The sequence below is a fragment of the Streptomyces sp. NPDC020422 genome (assembly GCF_044386705.1).
GTDB lineage: Bacteria > Actinomycetota > Actinomycetes > Streptomycetales > Streptomycetaceae > Streptomyces.
Genome location: NZ_JBIRVJ010000004.1, coordinates 523,208 through 540,205 on the forward strand (window position 1 = coordinate 523,208; position 16,998 = coordinate 540,205).

At 71.5% G+C, this 16,998-nt stretch carries 14 protein-coding genes, 1 tRNA gene and 1 pseudogene; 7 read left to right on the forward strand and 9 right to left on the reverse strand.

The window, feature by feature from the left end; genetic code table 11:
* Positions 1-10 precede the first annotated feature (10 nt).
* The gene (locus ACH414_RS13225) at positions 11-1,900 is read right to left on the reverse strand and encodes a prolyl oligopeptidase family serine peptidase (protein WP_391770124.1); all 1,890 of its coding nucleotides are present in this window, start codon (positions 1,898-1,900) and stop codon (positions 11-13) included.
* 70 nt (positions 1,901-1,970) lie between these two features.
* Here ACH414_RS13225 and ACH414_RS13230 point away from each other — a divergent pair, with 70 nt between their 5' ends.
* Entirely contained in the window at positions 1,971-2,816 is an 846-nt protein-coding gene (locus ACH414_RS13230; RefSeq protein ID WP_382547033.1) for a class I SAM-dependent methyltransferase, read from the forward strand.
* A gap of 82 nt (positions 2,817-2,898) precedes the next feature.
* Here ACH414_RS13230 and ACH414_RS13235 read toward each other — a convergent pair.
* Positions 2,899-3,180: pseudogene (locus ACH414_RS13235) on the reverse strand (DUF6191 domain-containing protein); the annotation flags it as partial.
* Positions 3,181-3,242: 62 nt separating this feature from the next.
* Entirely contained in the window at positions 3,243-4,304 is a 1,062-nt protein-coding gene (locus ACH414_RS13240; RefSeq protein WP_398941828.1) for an Lrp/AsnC family transcriptional regulator, read from the reverse strand.
* Between the two features lie 158 nt (positions 4,305-4,462).
* On the opposite strand from ACH414_RS13240, the gene ACH414_RS13245 reads away from it, so the two are divergent.
* The 3 genes from ACH414_RS13245 to ACH414_RS13255 all read left to right on the forward strand — a co-directional run bounded on the left by ACH414_RS13245 (position 4,463) and on the right by ACH414_RS13255 (position 7,954).
* Positions 4,463-6,547: a hypothetical protein gene (locus ACH414_RS13245; protein ID WP_398941830.1), complete on the forward strand. Its 2,085-nt coding sequence runs from the start codon at positions 4,463-4,465 to the stop codon at positions 6,545-6,547.
* 23 nt (positions 6,548-6,570) lie between these two features.
* Positions 6,571-7,590 carry a YdcF family protein gene (locus tag ACH414_RS13250; protein ID WP_398941832.1) on the forward strand — a complete coding sequence of 340 codons (1,020 nt, stop codon included), beginning with the start codon at positions 6,571-6,573 and terminating at the stop codon, positions 7,588-7,590.
* 82 nt (positions 7,591-7,672) lie between these two features.
* Complete coding sequence (locus ACH414_RS13255) at positions 7,673-7,954, forward strand: hypothetical protein (protein ID WP_382547022.1); 282 nt, start codon at positions 7,673-7,675, stop codon at positions 7,952-7,954.
* 9 nt (positions 7,955-7,963) lie between these two features.
* Here the strand turns inward: ACH414_RS13255 and ACH414_RS13260 are convergent, their stop codons facing one another.
* Positions 7,964-9,037, reverse strand: coding sequence for a serine/threonine-protein kinase (locus tag ACH414_RS13260; RefSeq protein ID WP_382547020.1), 1,074 nt, complete (start codon positions 9,035-9,037; stop codon positions 7,964-7,966).
* 229 nt (positions 9,038-9,266) lie between these two features.
* On the opposite strand from ACH414_RS13260, the gene ACH414_RS13265 reads away from it, so the two are divergent.
* Entirely contained in the window at positions 9,267-9,731 is a 465-nt protein-coding gene (locus ACH414_RS13265) for a hypothetical protein (RefSeq protein ID WP_386563677.1), read from the forward strand.
* 153 nt (positions 9,732-9,884) lie between these two features.
* On the opposite strand, the gene ACH414_RS13270 is transcribed toward ACH414_RS13265, so the two are convergent.
* From ACH414_RS13270 to ACH414_RS13280, 3 genes are all read right to left on the reverse strand, one after another.
* Positions 9,885-9,958 (reverse strand) — tRNA-Pro (locus tag ACH414_RS13270).
* 38 nt (positions 9,959-9,996) lie between these two features.
* Positions 9,997-10,683, reverse strand: coding sequence for a Pr6Pr family membrane protein (locus tag ACH414_RS13275; protein WP_386563680.1), 687 nt, complete (start codon positions 10,681-10,683; stop codon positions 9,997-9,999).
* Positions 10,684-10,743: 60 nt separating this feature from the next.
* Positions 10,744-11,682 carry a metallophosphoesterase gene (locus ACH414_RS13280; protein WP_382547011.1) on the reverse strand — a complete coding sequence of 313 codons (939 nt, stop codon included), beginning with the start codon at positions 11,680-11,682 and terminating at the stop codon, positions 10,744-10,746.
* Between the two features lie 74 nt (positions 11,683-11,756).
* Between ACH414_RS13280 and ACH414_RS13285 the strand changes: the two genes are divergently transcribed.
* Complete coding sequence (locus tag ACH414_RS13285) at positions 11,757-12,221, forward strand: GatB/YqeY domain-containing protein (protein WP_382547008.1); 465 nt, start codon at positions 11,757-11,759, stop codon at positions 12,219-12,221.
* A gap of 127 nt (positions 12,222-12,348) precedes the next feature.
* Here the strand turns inward: ACH414_RS13285 and ACH414_RS13290 are convergent, their stop codons facing one another.
* Positions 12,349-14,586, reverse strand: coding sequence for a transglycosylase domain-containing protein (locus ACH414_RS13290; RefSeq protein WP_382547005.1), 2,238 nt, complete (start codon positions 14,584-14,586; stop codon positions 12,349-12,351).
* A 581-nt stretch (positions 14,587-15,167) separates the two neighbouring features.
* On the opposite strand from ACH414_RS13290, the gene ACH414_RS13295 reads away from it, so the two are divergent.
* Complete coding sequence (locus tag ACH414_RS13295) at positions 15,168-16,406, forward strand: IS110 family transposase (protein WP_398941938.1); 1,239 nt, start codon at positions 15,168-15,170, stop codon at positions 16,404-16,406.
* Here the strand turns inward: ACH414_RS13295 and ACH414_RS13300 are convergent.
* A complete protein-coding gene (locus ACH414_RS13300; RefSeq protein ID WP_398941835.1) occupies positions 16,393-16,746 on the reverse strand; it encodes a hypothetical protein in 354 nt (117 codons plus the stop codon). The two genes, ACH414_RS13295 and ACH414_RS13300, sit on opposite strands and share 14 nt — an antisense overlap.
* Positions 16,747-16,998 lie beyond the last annotated feature (252 nt).

The following is a 16,998-nucleotide window of genomic DNA, read 5'->3' on the forward strand; positions in this document are numbered from 1 at the left end:
GCAAGCCGACTCAGTCCTCCTGCGGCCGGGTCCCCAGGTGCCGGGCCGCGAAGGCCAGGTCCAGGGCGACCTGCTTGATCCGCTCCTCCACGACCAGCGAGCCGTGCCCGGCGTCGTACCGGTACACGTCGTGCACCGCGCCGCGGGCGGCGAGCCGGTCCACGTAGTTGTCGATCTGGCGGATCGGGCAGCGCGGGTCGTTGACGCCGGCCGTGATGTGCACCGGCGCCTTCACCGCGTCCACGTAGGTGATCGGCGAGGAGGCTGCGAACCGCTCCGGGACCTCCTCCGGCGAGCCGCCGAGCAGCGTGCGGTCCAGCGCCTTCAGGGCCTCCATCTCGTCCTCGTACGCCGCCACGTAGTCGGCGACGGGCACCGCGGCCAGGCCCACCGCCCAGGCCTCCGGCTGGGTGCCGAGGCCGAGCAGGGTGAGATAGCCGCCCCAGGAGCCGCCCGACAGGACGAGCCGCTCCGGGTCGGCGAGGCCGCTCGCCACCGCCCACTCGCGGACCGCGGCGATGTCCTCCAGCTCGATCAGGCCGACCCGGTGCTTGAGCGCGTCCGTCCACTCCCGGCCGTAGCCGGTGGAGCCGCGGTAGTTGACCCGGACCACCGCGTAGCCGTGGTCGATCCAGGCGGCCGGGCCGGAAGCGAAGGCGTCGCTGTCGTGCCAGGTCGGGCCGCCGTGCACCTCGAAGACGGTCGGGAACGGGCCCTCACCCTCCGCGGGACGCTGTACGAGCGCGTGCACCCGCCCGCCGGGGCCGTCCACCCACACGTCCTCCACGGGCACCGACGGCGGCGCCTTCGGGCCGGGCGGGTCGAGCACCACCCCGCCGTCGGTGGAGCGCACCACCGGCGGCTCGGCGGCCGAGGACCACAGATACTCCACCGACCCGTCCGGGCGGGCCGTCGCGCTCGACACGGTGCCGGCCGGGGTCTCCACCCGGACCAGGGCGCGGGTGGCGATCTCGTACCGCCACAGCTCGCTGCGGGCCTCGAAGCTGTGCACCACCAGCAGGCCTGAGCCGTCCGGATACCACTCGGCCGACACGTCTCCCGGCAGGTCCAGGCGCAGGTCGGTCTCGGTGCCCGTCGCCACGTCCCACAGCATCGGCTCCCAGCGGCCCCGCCGCTGGTGGCCGACGAGCAGCCGGGTGTCGCCGTCGACCGGCGCGAAGCCGAGGACGCTCAGGCCCAGCTCCTCGGTGCCGCCCTTGGTGTCGTCCAGCTCGGCCACCACCGAGGCGTCGGCCGCGCGCAACACCCGGATCGAGGAGTGCATCGAGTCGCCGTGCTCGGTGTGCTCGACGGCGATCAGGGCCCCGTCGTGGGACAGGTCGCCTACGCCGGCCGACTCGCGGTGCCGGTAGATCTCCACCGGCTCCCCGGTGCCCGGGCGCCGGAGGTGGATGGTCGAGCCGTCCTCGTCCGTGGAGCGGCCCACCACGATCGTGCCGTCCCGGCCGATGGCGAGCCCCGCCGGATAGGAGGCGTCGAGCCCCGGCACCGCGGGCTCGTCCGCGCCGCCCTCGAAGGGCTGGCGCATCCACACCCCGAACTCGTCGCCGTCGGTGTCCGCGAACCACCAGATCCACTCCCCGTCGGGGGAGAGCGTGCCGTCCGTCGTCCCGTTCGGCCGGTCGGTGACCTGCCGCTGCCCGCCGGTCGCCCGGTCCCACGCGTACAGCTCGTACGTCCCCGTGGCGTTGGACACGAACAGCGAGCGGTCCGGCGCCTGCTCGGCCCACTCGGGCAGCGAGACCCGCGGGGCGCGGAACCGCTGCTGCCACAGCGGCGCGTCGCCGGCCCCGGTGGTCGCGGTCGTGCTCTCGGTCGTGCTCTCGGTCGACGCGGTGCTCTCCGCCGCCTTGCTGTCAGCCGCCTTGCTCTCAGTCATGCAGCCATCATGCTCCGCCCGGCCGACAATTCGTTCGCCGCATCCGCAACCTGTGGATAACCTCCCGGGCATGTACGCACCGACCCCCGACGACTGGCACGAGGCCAACCGCGCCCGCTGGGACGAGCGCGTCCCCATCCACGTGGCCAGCGAGTTCTACGACCTCGACTCCTTCCGCGCGGGAAAGGAGGCGTTGCGCGACTTCGAGCTCGCGGAGGTCGGCGACGTCACCGGCCGCTCCCTCCTGCACCTCCAGTGCCACATCGGCCTGGACACCCTGTCCTGGGCCCGGCACGGCGCCTCGCGCGTCGTCGGCCTCGACTTCTCCGAGCCGGCCGTCGAGACCGCCCGCTCCCTCGCCGCCGACCTCGGTCTGACGCCGGAGCAGGCCACGTTCGTCGCCGCCGACGCCTACGACGCGGCGGAGGCGGTGCCGGACTCCTCGTACGACATCGTCTACACCGGCGGCGGCGCGCTGTGCTGGCTGCCCGACCTGGAGCGCTGGGCGGAGACGGCCGCCTCGCTCGTGGCGCCCGGCGGGTTCCTGTACGTCGCCGAGTTCCACCCGATCTCGGACTCCTTCGACGACGAGACGGCGACCCGGCTGGTCAACGACTACTTCGTGCGCGACCCCTGGGTGGACACCTCGTCCGGCACGTACGCGGACCTGGACGCCGCCACCACCCACAACCGCAGCGTGGAGTGGGTGCACCCGGTCGGCGAGGTCGTCACGGCCCTCGCGAGGGCGGGGCTGCGCATCGAGTTCCTGCACGAGCACGACATGACCCTGTTCCCCCGCTTCGAGGCGCTGTCGCGCCAGGAGGACGGCTACTACCGCTTCGCGGCGGACCGGCCGCGGATCCCGCTGATGTACTCGATCAAGGCGTCGAAGGCACCTAAGGGACAGAGGGGATAGAGGGAGTAGAGAGAGTAGAGGGGATAGAGGGGGCAGAAGGGGTAGCAGGCCTCGCGCGAGGGGCAGGGGAGGGCGTCGATGACGGCACCCTGATGACGGCGCGCCCGCCCGCCAGATCCACCGTCGAGTGGTGCGGCGGGGCGCCGTCCTCCTCGTCGTCGCGCATCACGAGGGAGCTCTGCCGCTCCTTGAGCTCGTTCTGCTTGCCCTGCGAGAAGGTGGCGTGCAGCTGCTCGAAGCCGGTCGAGGAGATCTGCCCCGACCGCCGCCCGCGTCCGGTCGCGCGCAGGATCTGGTCGCCGAACGCGAGCGCGGTCAGCAGGATCACGAGCCCCGGCAGCGTCACGAACACGGCGAACTCCATGCCGTCATTGTCACCGAGCCGCCGGCCCGGCAAAGACCCGGGCGAAACGGTCCTGCCCAGGCTCAGAAGAAACGATCCTGCCAGAGCGGGGTGCGCAGATCCGGGCGTACGTGGTGCACACGGCGGCCGTCCGCTCCCAGCACCTGCGCGCCCGCCTTGTGGATCCGCAGGCTCAGCGAGGTCCCGGTGATCCGCACCGAAGGCGCCGCCCGCTCCATCGCCGTCGTGATCTCGTGCAGCTCGGAGACCGAGCGCAGCCAGGCCCCCACGGCCAGGTTGTGCGCGCCGGTCACCGAGGTCACCAGCCGGGTCTGCCGCAGCCTGGCCATCGCCGCCGCCGTGGACACCACCGCGAGCGAGGGCACGTCCGCCTTGATCAGCGCCCACACCGGCCGGCCCGAGAAGCGCGGCGCGGGCACGCAGTGGTGGATCAGCATCTCGCCGCCCACCAGCGCGTCCAGTCGTCGCCGTACGGTCGACTCGCTCGCCCCGCAGGTCCGCGCGAGCTCCGCGGCGCTGCGCCGGGCGTCCCCGGCCAGTTCGAGGACCAGTGCCTCGTCGAGCTCGGTCAGCCGCTGCGGCCGCCGCCGCACCGCTCCCGGGCCGCCCTGCGCGGGGACCGTGGCACCGCGCAGCTGACGGGCCTGGCGCGGGGTGAGCTGGTCCAGCTGCCACAGGTTGCGCGCGCTGTGCACCCCGGTGACCACCTGGGTCCGCGAGCGGATCACCCCGGGCAGCCGCTGGACCCGCAGCGACAGATAGGCGTCGAGGGCCGCCAGGTCGGGACAGAGCACGAGCAGCACCAGATCGGCCTCCCCGGTCACCTGGTGCACGCCCAGGGTGTAGGCGTCGGCGCTCAGCTCGATCGCGGTGTCCTCGGAGCGGCCGGCCGCGCAGTCGACCTCCACCCACGCGTACAGCGGCGCCCGCGGCCCCTGATGGCGGGTCAGGAAGCCGGCCCAGGCGTAACCGCCGGTCGTCAGGTGCTCCCAGCGGCGCGCGAGCGTGTCGGGTCCGGCGCCGAGGACGGCGGACAGCTGGGTCCAGCTGGCCCGTGGGGCGAGCTGAAGTGCGTGGATCAGCGCCAGATCCGCCTCTCCCAGGACGGATTCCCCCGTTGGCATGCGTCTCCTTGGTCGTTTTACGACAATCGCTTGGCCGATTTGCAGCAACCCGCGAGGATTTCGTCCCGGGGCATATGCATTCAAGCCGCCGTGGCGGCGCCCCGCCATGAAGTCAGGATGAAGAGCCAGGTACACAGCAACGGGGCGGACAGGGGCAGATGGCGGAAGTTGGGCGCCCATTGGCGGGCCGGGAACAGGAACTGGCGGTCCTGCGGGGCCGGATACGCGACGGAGCACGGCTGCTGACGCTCACCGGACCACCGGGCCCGGTCAAGACCGGGCTGCTGCGGGAGGCGCTGCGCTGCGAGGGCGTCGAGGCCCTGTGGGAGCCGGCCGAGCTCCTCACGCCCGAGAACCTTCCCTCGCTCGCCCGGCTCCTGCGCCGCCGCCTCGCCGCACCCGGCGCGCCGCGCGTCCTCGTCCTGGACGGCTGGGAACGCCTCGGTCACCGCGGCGCGGCCCTGGTGGCGGGCCTGCTGCGCGAGGCGCCCGCCTTCGCCCCGGGCCTCACCGTCCTCGTCACGTCCCTGCGGGCGCTGCGCCTGGGCGAGGAGGCGGTCCTCGCGGTCTCCCCGCACCCGACGGACCTCGGGGGCCGGCGGGTGCCGGGGGAGGGCCCGGCCCAGGACGCGGGCCATGGCGGCGACCACGACCTGGTGCCAGGCAACGCTGTCGGCGCCGGAACAGGCGCCGGAACAGGTGCCGGAACAGGCGGTGCAGCAGGCACCGGCACGGACATCGCCCTCGCCCTAGCCCTCCACGACGGCACGGCCCCGGGCACGGGCGCCGCCCCCGGCACAGCCCCCGGCACAGGCTCAGGCACCGCCCCGGGCACCGCCCCCGCCCCCGCCCCGGGCACAGGCACCGCCCCCGGCACAGCCCCAGCCCCAGCCCCAGGCTTCGCCACCGCCCCGGAAGACGCCCCGTCCCCCCTCCAACTCGCCGCCGCCGAAAGCGGCTACGCCCAGTGCGACCCGCTCGAACGCCTCCTCTGGGAACGGCTCTCCGTCTTCGAGGGCGCCTTCGGCCGCGAGGCCGTCCGCGAGGTGTGCTCCTCGGGGGCGCTGCCCGCCGACATCGTGCTCGACGTCCTGGACCGGCTCGTCCCGCAGGCCCTGCTGCCCGTGGACGACGGCGATCCCGGCGAGGACCGCTACTGGATGCCGGCGCCGATGCGCGCGGTGGGCGCCCGGCGGCTCACCGAGCGCGGCGACCGCTGGGCCGTCGTCCTCCACCACCGCCGGTGGTACGTGAAGGTCGCCCGGCGGGCCGCCGACTGGTGGCAGGGCGGACGGCAGCTCGACGCACGCGCCCTCGCCCTCCTCGAACTCCCCGACTTGGCAGCCGCGATGGACCCGACCACCGCACCGCTCTCGCCGACGGCGGAGGCGGACGCGGCCGTCGACATCGCGGTGTCGCTGTGGTTCCTGTGGGTGGCCTGCGGCCGGGTCACCGAGGGCCGAGCCCGGCTCCGGCACGCCCTGGCCCTGCACCCGGGTCCGGCCCCCGCCCGTGCCCTGTGGCTCGCCGCCTACCTGGAGCTGGAGGCCGGTCACCCCGAGGACGCCGACCCGCTCCTGGTGCAGTCCTGGGCGGCGGCCGTACGGGAGGGCGACGACAAGTGCCTGGCCATGCTGGCCCATCTGCGCGGCTCCACCGCCCTCTACCAGGGGCGTACGGACGCGGCGGCGGCCGAGTTCCGCGACGCCCTGGACGGGCTGCGCGAGTACCCGGATCTCGGCCCGACCCGGCAGCTGTGCTGGACCGCCCTCGCGCTGGCCCTGGTCCGCACCGACCCGGAGGCCGCCCAGGAGGCCCTGGACCGGGCCGATGTGCACAGTTGGGCCGGGCGGGACGTGTGGGCCGACGCCTGGGTGCAGTACGCGCGGGCCGAACTCCACTACTGGTACGGCGAGGCGGGCCGCGCCACGGAGATGGCGACCCGCGCCCTGCGGGAGCACCTGCGGCTCGGCTGCGTCACCGGGGCGACCGCCGCGGCGGAACTCCTCGCGCAGATGCGGATCCTGCGCGGCCGGCCCACCACCGCGGCCCATCTCCTGGGCGCGGTCGACCTGTTGCGCTCCTCCGCCTTCGACGACGGATACCGTCCCGCGCGCTACTGCTCGCCGGCCCGCGAGCGCAGCGAGTCCGCGCTGCGCGCCCACCTGTCGGAGGGGGAGCTGCGCCGGGCGTACGAGGAGGGGGCCCGGCGCGGGCTCCACAAACTGGTCACCGAACCCTGAGCGGCGCTGTTTAGGATGCCCGTATGTTCCCGTACGCCGTCTCCGCCGTCTTCCTCCTGCTTTTCGGGATCGGTGTGGCACGCGACCGCCGCCGCTTCGGCAACGCGGTCTATCTGGGGCTCGCCGTCACGTTCCTCGGCCTGGGTCTGCTCGCCGGGCTGGACGACGCCCATCCCCAGGTCGCCGTGACGGTGGCGGTCGTCGGGCTGCTGGTGCTCGCGCTCGGCCCGGTCGTCCTGGCCGGGCTGCTGTGCGCGAACGGGGTGAAGATGGTCCGCAAGGAGGGCCGCCGCCCCGCCAACCTGCTCTCGCTCCTCGCCGGCCTCGGCATCTTCGGCGTGATGGCCCTGATGGCGGCCGCCCTCGCGCTGCGTTCGACGATGCTGGGCATCATCGTCGGCACCCTGCTCGCGGTGCTCGGCTACGTCTCCTTCCTCTTCGTCTGCTTCATCGGCTACGCCTTCCTGTACGGCAGGATGCGCATCCGCCGCGACGCCGACTACGTCGTCGTCCTCGGCTCGGGCCTGATCGGCGGCCGCCGTGTGCCGCCGCTGCTCGCGAGCCGACTGGAGCGGGGCCGCGAGGTGTACGAGACGCTCGCCCGGCGCCGTGAGGTGGACCGGACGCCGGTGCTCATCGCCTCGGGCGGGCAGGGCCCGGACGAGGAGCTGCCGGAGTCGCACGCGATGGCGGCGTATCTGGTGGAGCGCGGCTTCCCGGAGGACCGCATCGTGCGCGAGGACCGCTCGCGTACGACCGAGGAGAACATGCTCTTCAGCAAGGCCCTGATGGAGCAGGAGCGGCCGGGCTCCGAGTGCGTGATCGTCACCAACAACTTCCACGCCTTCCGGGCGGCGCTCATGGCCCGCAAGGCGGGGGTGAACGGCCAGGTGGTGGGTTCGCCGACGGCCGCGTACTTCTGGCCGAGCGCGACCATCCGCGAGTTCGCGGCCGTCTTCCTCGAGTACCGGGTGGTGAACCTCGGCGTGTGCGCCGCTCTGATCGTCCTGGGCGGCCTGGGCCTGGTCGGTGCGGCCGTCTGACGATCACCGCGCCGCCGCCCTACGCTGGAATCGGGGTGGCCACGCGTGCGGCGCAGGCGACGGAGGCGACGGAGGCGACGGCATGAGAGCACGGCACCACTTCCACATCGACTACCGGGGCCATTCGGTCAGCGCAACCGTGCAGACCGGTCACACCCCGGTCGTCGAGGTCCTGGTGGACGGCAAGGAGACGGGTTTCGCCACCTCGCGGGACGACCGCCCGGTCACGGTCCACATCGAGCTGCCGACCGACCCGCCGACGCCGATCACCGTCCGTGCGACACCGGGCCCGGGGATCCCGCGCTGCCTGCTGCTGGGCCCGGAGGAACCGGAGGGCCATGTGATGGCCCCCCGTGTCTACTGACGGACGGCTTCAGCTGAGCCAGGCCATCCCGATGAGCAGGAAGACGACGAAGGCGATGGCTCCGGCGACGGCGGCGGTCCTGCGCGGCCGCCGCCGCGAGATCGCGGCCAGCGGGTTCTCGACCGGCGCCGGGGCGGCCCGCCGGGCCCGGGGCGCGGGCACGGCCTGTGGAGGAGCGGAGGAAGGCCGCTGGGGCAGCGGATTCTCCTGACCCTGCTGCGGTCGGTGCTGCTGCTGCTGGTGGGGGTGGTGCTGCTGATGCTGATATCCGCCCCCCACCGCCTGCGGAAGGGGCATCGGCTGGTCCCGCCACGCTCCGGAGGCGAACCACTCGGCGATGGCCTGGGCGCCCGGCCGCTGCTCGGGCTGCTTGGCGAGGAGCGACAGCAGGAAGGCCTCGAAGGCGGCGGGCATCGCGACCCCGGTCTGGCGCGGGGGCGCCGGCGGGGTGTCGATGTGCTGGTAGAGCAGGGCGGTCGCCGTGTCGCCGCGGAACGGCGGGCGCCCGGTGAGCAGTTGGTAGAGCACGCAGCCCAGTGAGTACACGTCGGACGCGGGCGAGGCGGGCTGTCCGAGGGCCCGCTCGGGTGCGAGGTAGAGCCCGGTGCCGACGATCTGCCCGGTGGTGGTGAGCGCGGCGGAGGGGTCGTCGACGAAGCGGGCGATGCCGAAGTCGGCGAGCTTCACCGTCCCGTCGGCGTCCCGCAGCAGGTTCCCCGGCTTGATGTCGCGGTGCACGACGCCCTGCCGGTGCGCGGCGGCGAGCCCGGCGGCCGCGTGCGCGGCGACGGTCGCGACCTGCTCGGGGGAGAGCACGGGCGCCTGCCCCCGGTCCCCGGCGAGGCTGTCCCCGTGGACCAGCTCCATGACGAGGTAGAGCTTCCCGTCCCACGTACCGAAGTCGAAGACGCCCACCACATGCGGATGGCTGAGCCGCGCGGCGGTCTGCGCCTCCATCCGGAACCGCTCGGCCGCCGAGGGGTCGTGTTCGTGACCGAGCATCAACTTCACGGCCACATCCCGCCCGAGCACCTCGTCGGTGGCCTGCCACACCTCACCCATGCCGCCACGGCCGACACACATGTGGAGCCGATATCGGTCCGCGACCAGCACCAGAGACCCACCCTTCTTCTCGACGCCCCATGGTAGAGCGGCCCCTGAACCCCCCTCAGCCCGGGCACACACCCTCCGAGGCCGAAGCCCCCGGACCCCAACCCCACCCGCTCCGCCCGGTCGATCCGGACCGGAGTGGCAGGGCCTGTAGCAGCGGGTGACCACGCCCCCCCCCGCGCGGTGGCTACGATCTCGCGCCATGGAGACGTCCATGGTGCACCCAGAGCCCTTGACCGTCCCTCCCGCATGCGTGTGGAGTGACGACGAGCGGGACGCGATTCGGCTCGGGCATGTCAGCCTCGCGATGGAGGGCAAATGGCATGTGGTCTCCGAGGGCGACACCGTCCGGCTGCTGAGAAGCTGGACGGGACACGAGATCTACCGGGCCGAGTTCGGTCCCGTGGACGCGTCCGAAGGCGGCGGGTGGCGCATCGTCCGGGCCGAGGCGGAGCGGGATCCGGACCGGTACCCGAATTTCGGGGCGGAATTCGACGCGGTGATGCTGGAACTGGTCCTGCGCACGTATGCCCTGTCCGAGCCCGCGGAGGAGCTGCGCATGCACATGGTCTCCCTCGTCGCCGATGCCACGGGCCGTACCGCCACCTCCTCCGCCATGCTGCAGATGAGTCTTCTCGGCACGCGTACAGGTCCGCCGTCGGCGTAGGGGCCGTGACCTGTCCGGGGGCCCGCGATCCCGACCGGTGCCGTGGTGACCGCCTGTGGCCACGCGGGCAGTCACGCGGTGGATGGGCATGCAGACAGAAACAGGTGAGGCCGGTACTGAGATCAGTACCGGCCTCACCTGCTGTTTCGGCTGTCGGGGTGGCGGGATTTGAACCCACGACCTCTTCGTCCCGAACGAAGCGCGCTGCCAAGCTGCGCTACACCCCGATGTCGCTGCTTTGGTCTTCCCGTCGCGGCGACATCGATTACTCTAGCCCACCCGCGCCCAGAGACGAAATCCGTTTCCCGCTGCCCACCGGAGACGGCCGGAAACGGTCCACGGTGACCAGGACCAGCCCCAGCGCGTAGAAGGCCAGGCCCAGGACGACCGCGTTGGTGAGGACGCCGAGGTAGCCGTGGGCGGTGACGTCGATGAAGGGGTACGTGTAGCGGGTCGGCGTGTCGGGGGAGACGAGGGCGCCGCGGATCAGGGCGAAGGCCAGGTAGGCGCCGGGTGCCGCCAGCCACTGGGCCGCGTGGCGCCAGCGGAGGGCGCCGGGGCGGGTGAGCAGGAGCCAGTCGAGGACCACGCCGATCGGGGTGACGGTGTGGAGCAGCTGGTTGGCGACGGCCCTGGGGCCGCTGAGCCGGGCGATCGCGGCGGCCTCGTTGAACTCGCTCGCCTCGTTGTCCAGGACCAGGTGGAAGACGAGCCCGACCACCGCGATGCACAGCAGCACCCCGCCGGTCCACAGCGCCGGCAGCGGCGGGCGGCGCGTCCAGGCGCGGACGGCGCCCCAGCCCAGGACGACGGCGACGGCGGTGTTCGACCAGATCGTGAAGAAGCTGAAGACGACGAGCGGGTCCCCCTCGACGCACTCGATCACGATGCCGGTGACCGCGGCCAGCGCGAGCAGACCGCGGAACAGGGCGGCGACGAGGGTGTTCGGCATGGGCCCACGGTAAGCGCCGTACGGCTCACTCGTACGGCGCAGGCGGTCAGCGGCGTGCCGTCAGCCGCGTGCCGTGAGCGTCAGCAGGGTCGCCTCGGGCGGGCAGGCGAAGCGGACCGGGGTGAAGCGGTTGGTGCCGCAGCCGGCCGAGACGTGCAGATACGAGGTGTGGCCGCCGGCCGTGTGCGTGGAGAGGCCCTTCACGCGGTCGGTGTCCAGGTCGCAGTTGGTGACCAGGGCCCCGTAGAAGGGGATGCACAGCTGCCCGCCGTGGGTGTGGCCGGCCAGGAGCAGCTCGTAGCCGTCCGCCGTGAACGCGTCCAGCGAGCGCAGGTACGGCGCGTGGACGACGCCCACGCTGAAGTCGGCGTCCCGGTCGGGGCCGCCGGCGACCCGCTCGTACCGGTCCCGCTTGATGTGCGGGTCGTCCACGCCGGTGAAGGCGAGGTCGAGGTCCGGCAGTTTCAGCCGGCCGCGGGTGTTGGTCAGGTTCACCCAGCCTGCCGCGTCGAAGGCGTCCCGCAGCCCCTCCCACGGGTTGTGGACGGCGCCGACCACCGGCGGGTTGCCGTTGAGACCGTGCCGGCCCTGGACCTTCTCCTTCAGGTAGAGCGCGGGATTGCGCAGCCGCGGCCCGTAGTAGTCGTTGGAGCCGAAGACGTACACCCCCGGGAACTCCATCAGCGGGCCCAGCGCGTCGAGCACCTCGGGCACCGCGTTCGGGTCGGAGAGGTTGTCGCCGGTGTTGACCACGAAGTCGGGGCGCAGCCCGGCCAGCGACTGGAGCCAGGCGCGCTTCTTGTTCTGGCCGCTCACCATGTGGATGTCGGAGACCTGGAGGACCCGCAGGTCACGCATGCCCCGGGGGAGGACCGGGACGGTCACCCGACGGAGCCGGAAGGAGCGGGCTTCGAAGCCCGCCGCGTAGACGATGCCGGCCGCGGCCGTCGCCGTGAGGCCTGCCGTGATCTTCAGGGGGATCCCGTACCGTGCGCGCATCCCCTTATCGTCGCAGACCCGATGGGCGGAAATGCGCGGGCGGTGGGGGCCCGGCACCTGACACACTTGGACCCATGACCACGCTGAAGGCCAAGCTCCAGGACGACCTCACCGCCGCGATCAAGGGACGCGACGAGCTGCGCTCCTCGACCCTGCGGATGACCATCGCCGCGATCAACAAGGAGGAGGTCGCGGGCAAGACCAAGCGCGAGCTCTCCGATGACGAGGTGCAGAAGGTGATCGCCAAGGAGGCGAAGAAGCGCCGCGAGGCCGCGGACGCCTTCACCCAGGGCGGTCGCGACGAGTCGGCCGCGCGCGAGCTGGCCGAGGGCGAGATCCTCGACGCGTACCTGCCCAAGCAGCTGTCCGACGCCGAGCTGGAGGCCGTCGTGGCCGCCGCCGTCGAGGAGGCGAAGGCCGCGGGTGCCGAGGGGCCGCGTGCCATGGGCGCCGTCATGAAGATCGTCAACCCGAAGGTCGCCGGCCTGGCCGAGGGCGGCCGGGTCGCCGCCACGGTGAAGAAGCTGCTCGCCGGCTGATCAGGGACTCCGGACGCTCACGGAGCTCTGACCGGAGCCGAGACAGGGGCGCCCCTCCCGGGATCCGGGAGGGGCGCCCCTGTCTCGGCTCTCCGAGACGTGGATAACGCGTGATTCGATAGCGCGGCTATCCGTTACGGCCGCCGTTTCCGTGGCCCCGCCCGTTCGTGCCGCCGATCAGGTCCGGCGGGAGCGTGATGCCGCCCGGCAGGGTGGTGTCGCCGGCGGGCTTGTCGCCCGGCTTGCCGTCGTCGCCGGGACGCTTCTTGCCCTTCTCCTTGTCCTCCGGCTGCGCGCCGCGCGGCACGTTGATCGGCACGAAGGACGGCGTCTCGGAGGCGTCGAGCGCCCCGGTCATCGCGATCTTCCAGATCGGGCCCGGGAGGCAGCCACCGCAGACCTTGTCGTAGTACTGGCCGCCGATGGTGATGTCGTACATCGAGGTCTTCTCGCCGACGTCGTCACCGACCCAGACCGCCGTGGACAGGTTCGGCGTGTAGCCGACGAACCAGGCGTCCTTGCGGTCGTTCGTCGTACCCGTCTTGCCCGCGTTGTCGCGGTCGCTCAGACCGGCCCGGGTACCCGTGCCGTCCTCGACGACGCCCTTGAGCATCTGGTTGACGGTGTCCGCGGTCTTCTCGGTCATCGCCCGCGAGCACTCGGTCTGCGGGACCTTCAGCTTCTCGCCGTTGGCCGTCGTGATCGACTCGATGGCGACGGGCGTGCAGTAGGTGCCGCGGTTGGCGAAGGTCGCGTAGACCGAGGCCATGTCGAGCGGGGTGGACTCCTGGCCGCCGAGCGTGATGGAGGGGAGCTCCTTCAGCTTCTTGCCGAGCTCCTTCTCGTACCCCATCTTCTGCGCCATCCGGACCGTCTCGCACAGACCGGTCATCTGCTCCAGCTGCGCGAAGTAGGTGTTGATGGACTTGCCGAGGGCGCTGGTCATGTCGAAGTTGCCGGCCTCGGACTGCATCTCGTTCTGCAGGTCCCAGTTGCCGCCGCCCGACGGGCCGCCCGCGCAGGTGCGGTACGAGTTCATCGGCACCGAGATCTTCCACGGCGTGTTGAAGGACTGCGCCGGGCTCAGACCCTTCTCCAGGGCGGCGGCGGCCGTGATCGGCTTGAAGGTCGAGCCGACCTGGAAGCCGTACGTCGTGCCGCCCATCTTCTTGCCGACGGCGAGGTTGAGCGTCGTCTGGTGCAGCTTCTGGTCGAGGCCGTACGGGCGGGACTGGCCCATCGACAGGATCTTGCCGGTGTTGGGCTGGACCTGGACCACCGAGGCGGCGACCTTGTCGTCCTTGTCGATCTTGGCGACGGCGGCCTCGTTGGCGGCGGCCTGGGCGCGCGGGTCGAGCGTGGTGCGGATGGTCAGGCCGCCCAGGTTCCACAGCTTCTGGCGCTCCTCGGCCGTCTTGCCGAAGACCGGGTCGTTGAGGATCGTCTTGCGGACGTAGTCGCAGAAGAAGCCGGCGCCGTCCACGGCGGTGATGCAGCCGTTCCTCGGCGTCTTCACCTTCAGCTTGATCGGGGTGGCCTTGGCCTTGTCGGCCTCCGCCTGGCTGATGTCCTTGACGTCGGCCATGCGCTGGAGGACGACGTTGCGCCGCTTGGTCGCCTCCTGGATGTCGTTGACCGGGTCGTAGCGGCTCGGCGACTGGACCAGGCCGGCCATCATCGCGGACTCGGCCAGGGTCAGGTCGGCGGCCGGCTTGGAGAAGTAGCGCTGGGCGGCGGCCTCGATGCCGTACGCCTGCTGCCCGAAGAACGTGATGTTGAGGTAGTTCTCCAGGATCTTCTTCTTGCCGAGCTCCTCCTCGACCTGGATCGCGAACTTCAGCTCGCGGACCTTGCGGCCCATGGTCTGCTGGGTGGCCTGCGCGACCTTCTCGGGGTCGTCGCCCGCCTCCTCGACGAACACGTTCTTCACGTACTGCTGGGTCAGCGTCGACGCGCCCTGGGCCACGCCGCCGGACTGCGCGTTGCGGTTGATGGCGCGCAGCACGCCCTTGAGGTCGATCGCGCCGTGCTCGTAGAAGCGCGAGTCCTCGATCGCGACGATCGCCTTCTGCATGTACGGCGAGATCTTCTCGATCGGCACGACCTTCCGGTCACGCGAGTACACGGTGGCGATGTGGCCGCCCTTTGAGTCCAGGATCGTGGTGCGCTGACTCAGCGGCGGTGTCTTCAGGTTGGACGGGATTTCGTCGAATCCCTCGACCGTCCCCTTGGCTGCCAGTCCGAGTGCTCCGGCCGCGGGCAGGGCGATGCCCGCCAGCACGGCTCCGGAGAGCACACTGACACCGAGGAACTTGGCGGCCTGCTGGGTCCCGGTCAGACCTCCGCCCGAGCGCTTCTTTGCCATGGGGGCAGCCTAATCCGTAGTTATGAGCGATCCGCAGGAGCAGGGGCTTCTCGGAGCGTTCGAGTACCAGACCGTGACATCCAGGTGCAGCCGGGCCGTCGAGGCCTCAACGTAGATCGGTGCGCGGTCTGGTGCGAGTGGTGGTGGTCACGTGGCGCCGGGCGGATGCCCTACCTACGCCCGGCTGGACGCCTTTGGTCAGACCGGCAGCGTCCGGCGCCCTCGTGGCCACCACCACCGTCGAGAGGTGTTGCCGCTCGTCGGCGCTGGACGCACGCCTATGACTCACCCGGCATCGATGCCTATTAAGAGATCGGCGGCGTCCAGGGCCGTCGCGTGTCAACACCTCCCGACTTGATCACGCGTTGGTGTTGGTGGTGCGAGCCCATCGCACGGTGACCTCTCGATACGCCCGAGCCGCCCGAGCTCCCGCATAGACCGAGGCCCGTGGGGTGCGCTGGTGCCACGAACGGCTAGTGAGGTGGCGGCCCGACCGCAGCGCGGTCGAGGCCTGGGATTAGGTCGCTGCGTGGCCCGCATGCGCTCGTGACCAGCGCAAACGCTGAGCCCTGGGGAGGGGAATCTTGATCTACTGCGGAATCGACTGGGCGGAACGAACCCACGACGTCGCCCTGGTCGACGACACCGGCCAGCTGCTGGCCAAGCGGCACATTACCGACGACGCCGACGGCTACAAGACCCTGCTGGAACTGCTCGCCGAGTACGGCGACACCGAGGAGACCCCGATCCCGGTCGCGATCGAGACCTCCCGCGGCCTGCTGGTCGCCGTCCTGCGGACCGGCAAGCGCAAGGTATTCGCCATCAACCCGATGGCCGCCGCCCGCTACCGCGACCGGCACTCCGTCTCGCGCAAGAAGTCCGACCCCGGCGACGCCCTCGTCCTGGCGAACATCCTCCGCACCGACATGCACGCCCACCGGCCCCTGCCCGACGACAGCGACCTCGGCCGGGCGATCGCCGTCCTCGCCCGCGCCCAGCAGGACTCTTTGTGGAACCGGCAGCAGCTCGCCAACCAGCTCCGTTCCCTGCTGCGCGAGTACTACCCGGCCGCCCTGGCCGCCTTCGCCGCCTGGACCAACGGTCTGTGCCGCCCCGAAGCCCGTGAACTCCTCAAGACCGCCCCAGCCCCCGCCCGGGCCGCACGGCTGACCCGCACCCAGATCCAGGCCGCGCTCAAGCGCGCCGGCCGCCAGCGCGGCATCGAAGCCGAAACCGAACGCCTCCGCGAGGTCTTCCGCGCCGAGTGGGCCCATCAGCCGCCGCTGGTCGAGGACGCGCTCGGCAAGCAGATGCTCGCCCTCCTCATCCAGCTGGATGCCGCCTGCACCGCCGCCGACCAGCTTGCCGAAGCAGTGGAAGACGCCTTCCCTCAGCACCCGGACGCCAAAATCCTGCTGAGCTTCCCCGGCCTCGGCACCCAGCTCGCCGCCCGAGTCCTGGCCGAGATCGGCGACGACCGCACTCGGTTCGCCGACGCCCGGGGCCTGAAGGCCTACGCAGGCTCGTCACCCATCACCCGCGCCTCCGGCAAGAAGTCCGCCATCACCAGACGGTGGGTGAAGAACGACCGGCTCAACCACGCCGGCTATCTCTGGGCCTTCTCCTCGCTCCGGAACTCACCCGGTGCTAACGCCCACTACCGACGCCGCCGCGAACAAGGCGACTGGCACGCCGCCGCCCAGCGCAATCTCTTCAACCGCATGATCGGCCAGCTCTACCACTGCCTCCAGCACGGACAACGCTTCGACGAGTCAGCCGCCTTCCCCGTGGGGATCGAGGACGCAGTCAGTGCGGCTTGAGCGGCAGCAGCTCGTTCGCCCAGGCCGGCAGCTCGGGGTCATCCCGCCAGGCCGCGGTGATCGTGAGGAGGGCATCCCACGATGCATGGGCGATGGGGCCAGGGTGACCGCTCTCAAGCTCGTCATACAGTCGACGGCACAGATGGGACGTGACTTCGTAGAGGGCCCCGTTGACCTCCGCCACGCGCGCCAGGGCGGAACCTGGGGCATGAGGCGGTTCCCCGTTGAGGCGGATGATCGGAACCGCGGCCGCGTACGTCCGTCCGTGGATGAAGTCCCGCAGCGTGGCCACCTGGTCCCACGTCGGCAAGGAGCGCTGGACAGAAGCCGTTTCGGTCATGCGGCAAGGCTATCCAGGACGTCGTCGTTGTTCGAGGCCCCGACCCCGTCGGCTTGACGGCATAGCAACGTGAGGTGTCTACGTTCTCATTCGCCGGACACACGTATATGCCTTGGCCTAAGCTGCTCCCAACTGTCACAGCAGTGTGGTCGAGCATCAAGACCCGTGCGTGACGTCGGCGTGAAATCCCGTGTACCCGAAGCGCGGGAACTTCATGCCCGAATTCGGCTCATGCCCGATATGACAGTTATG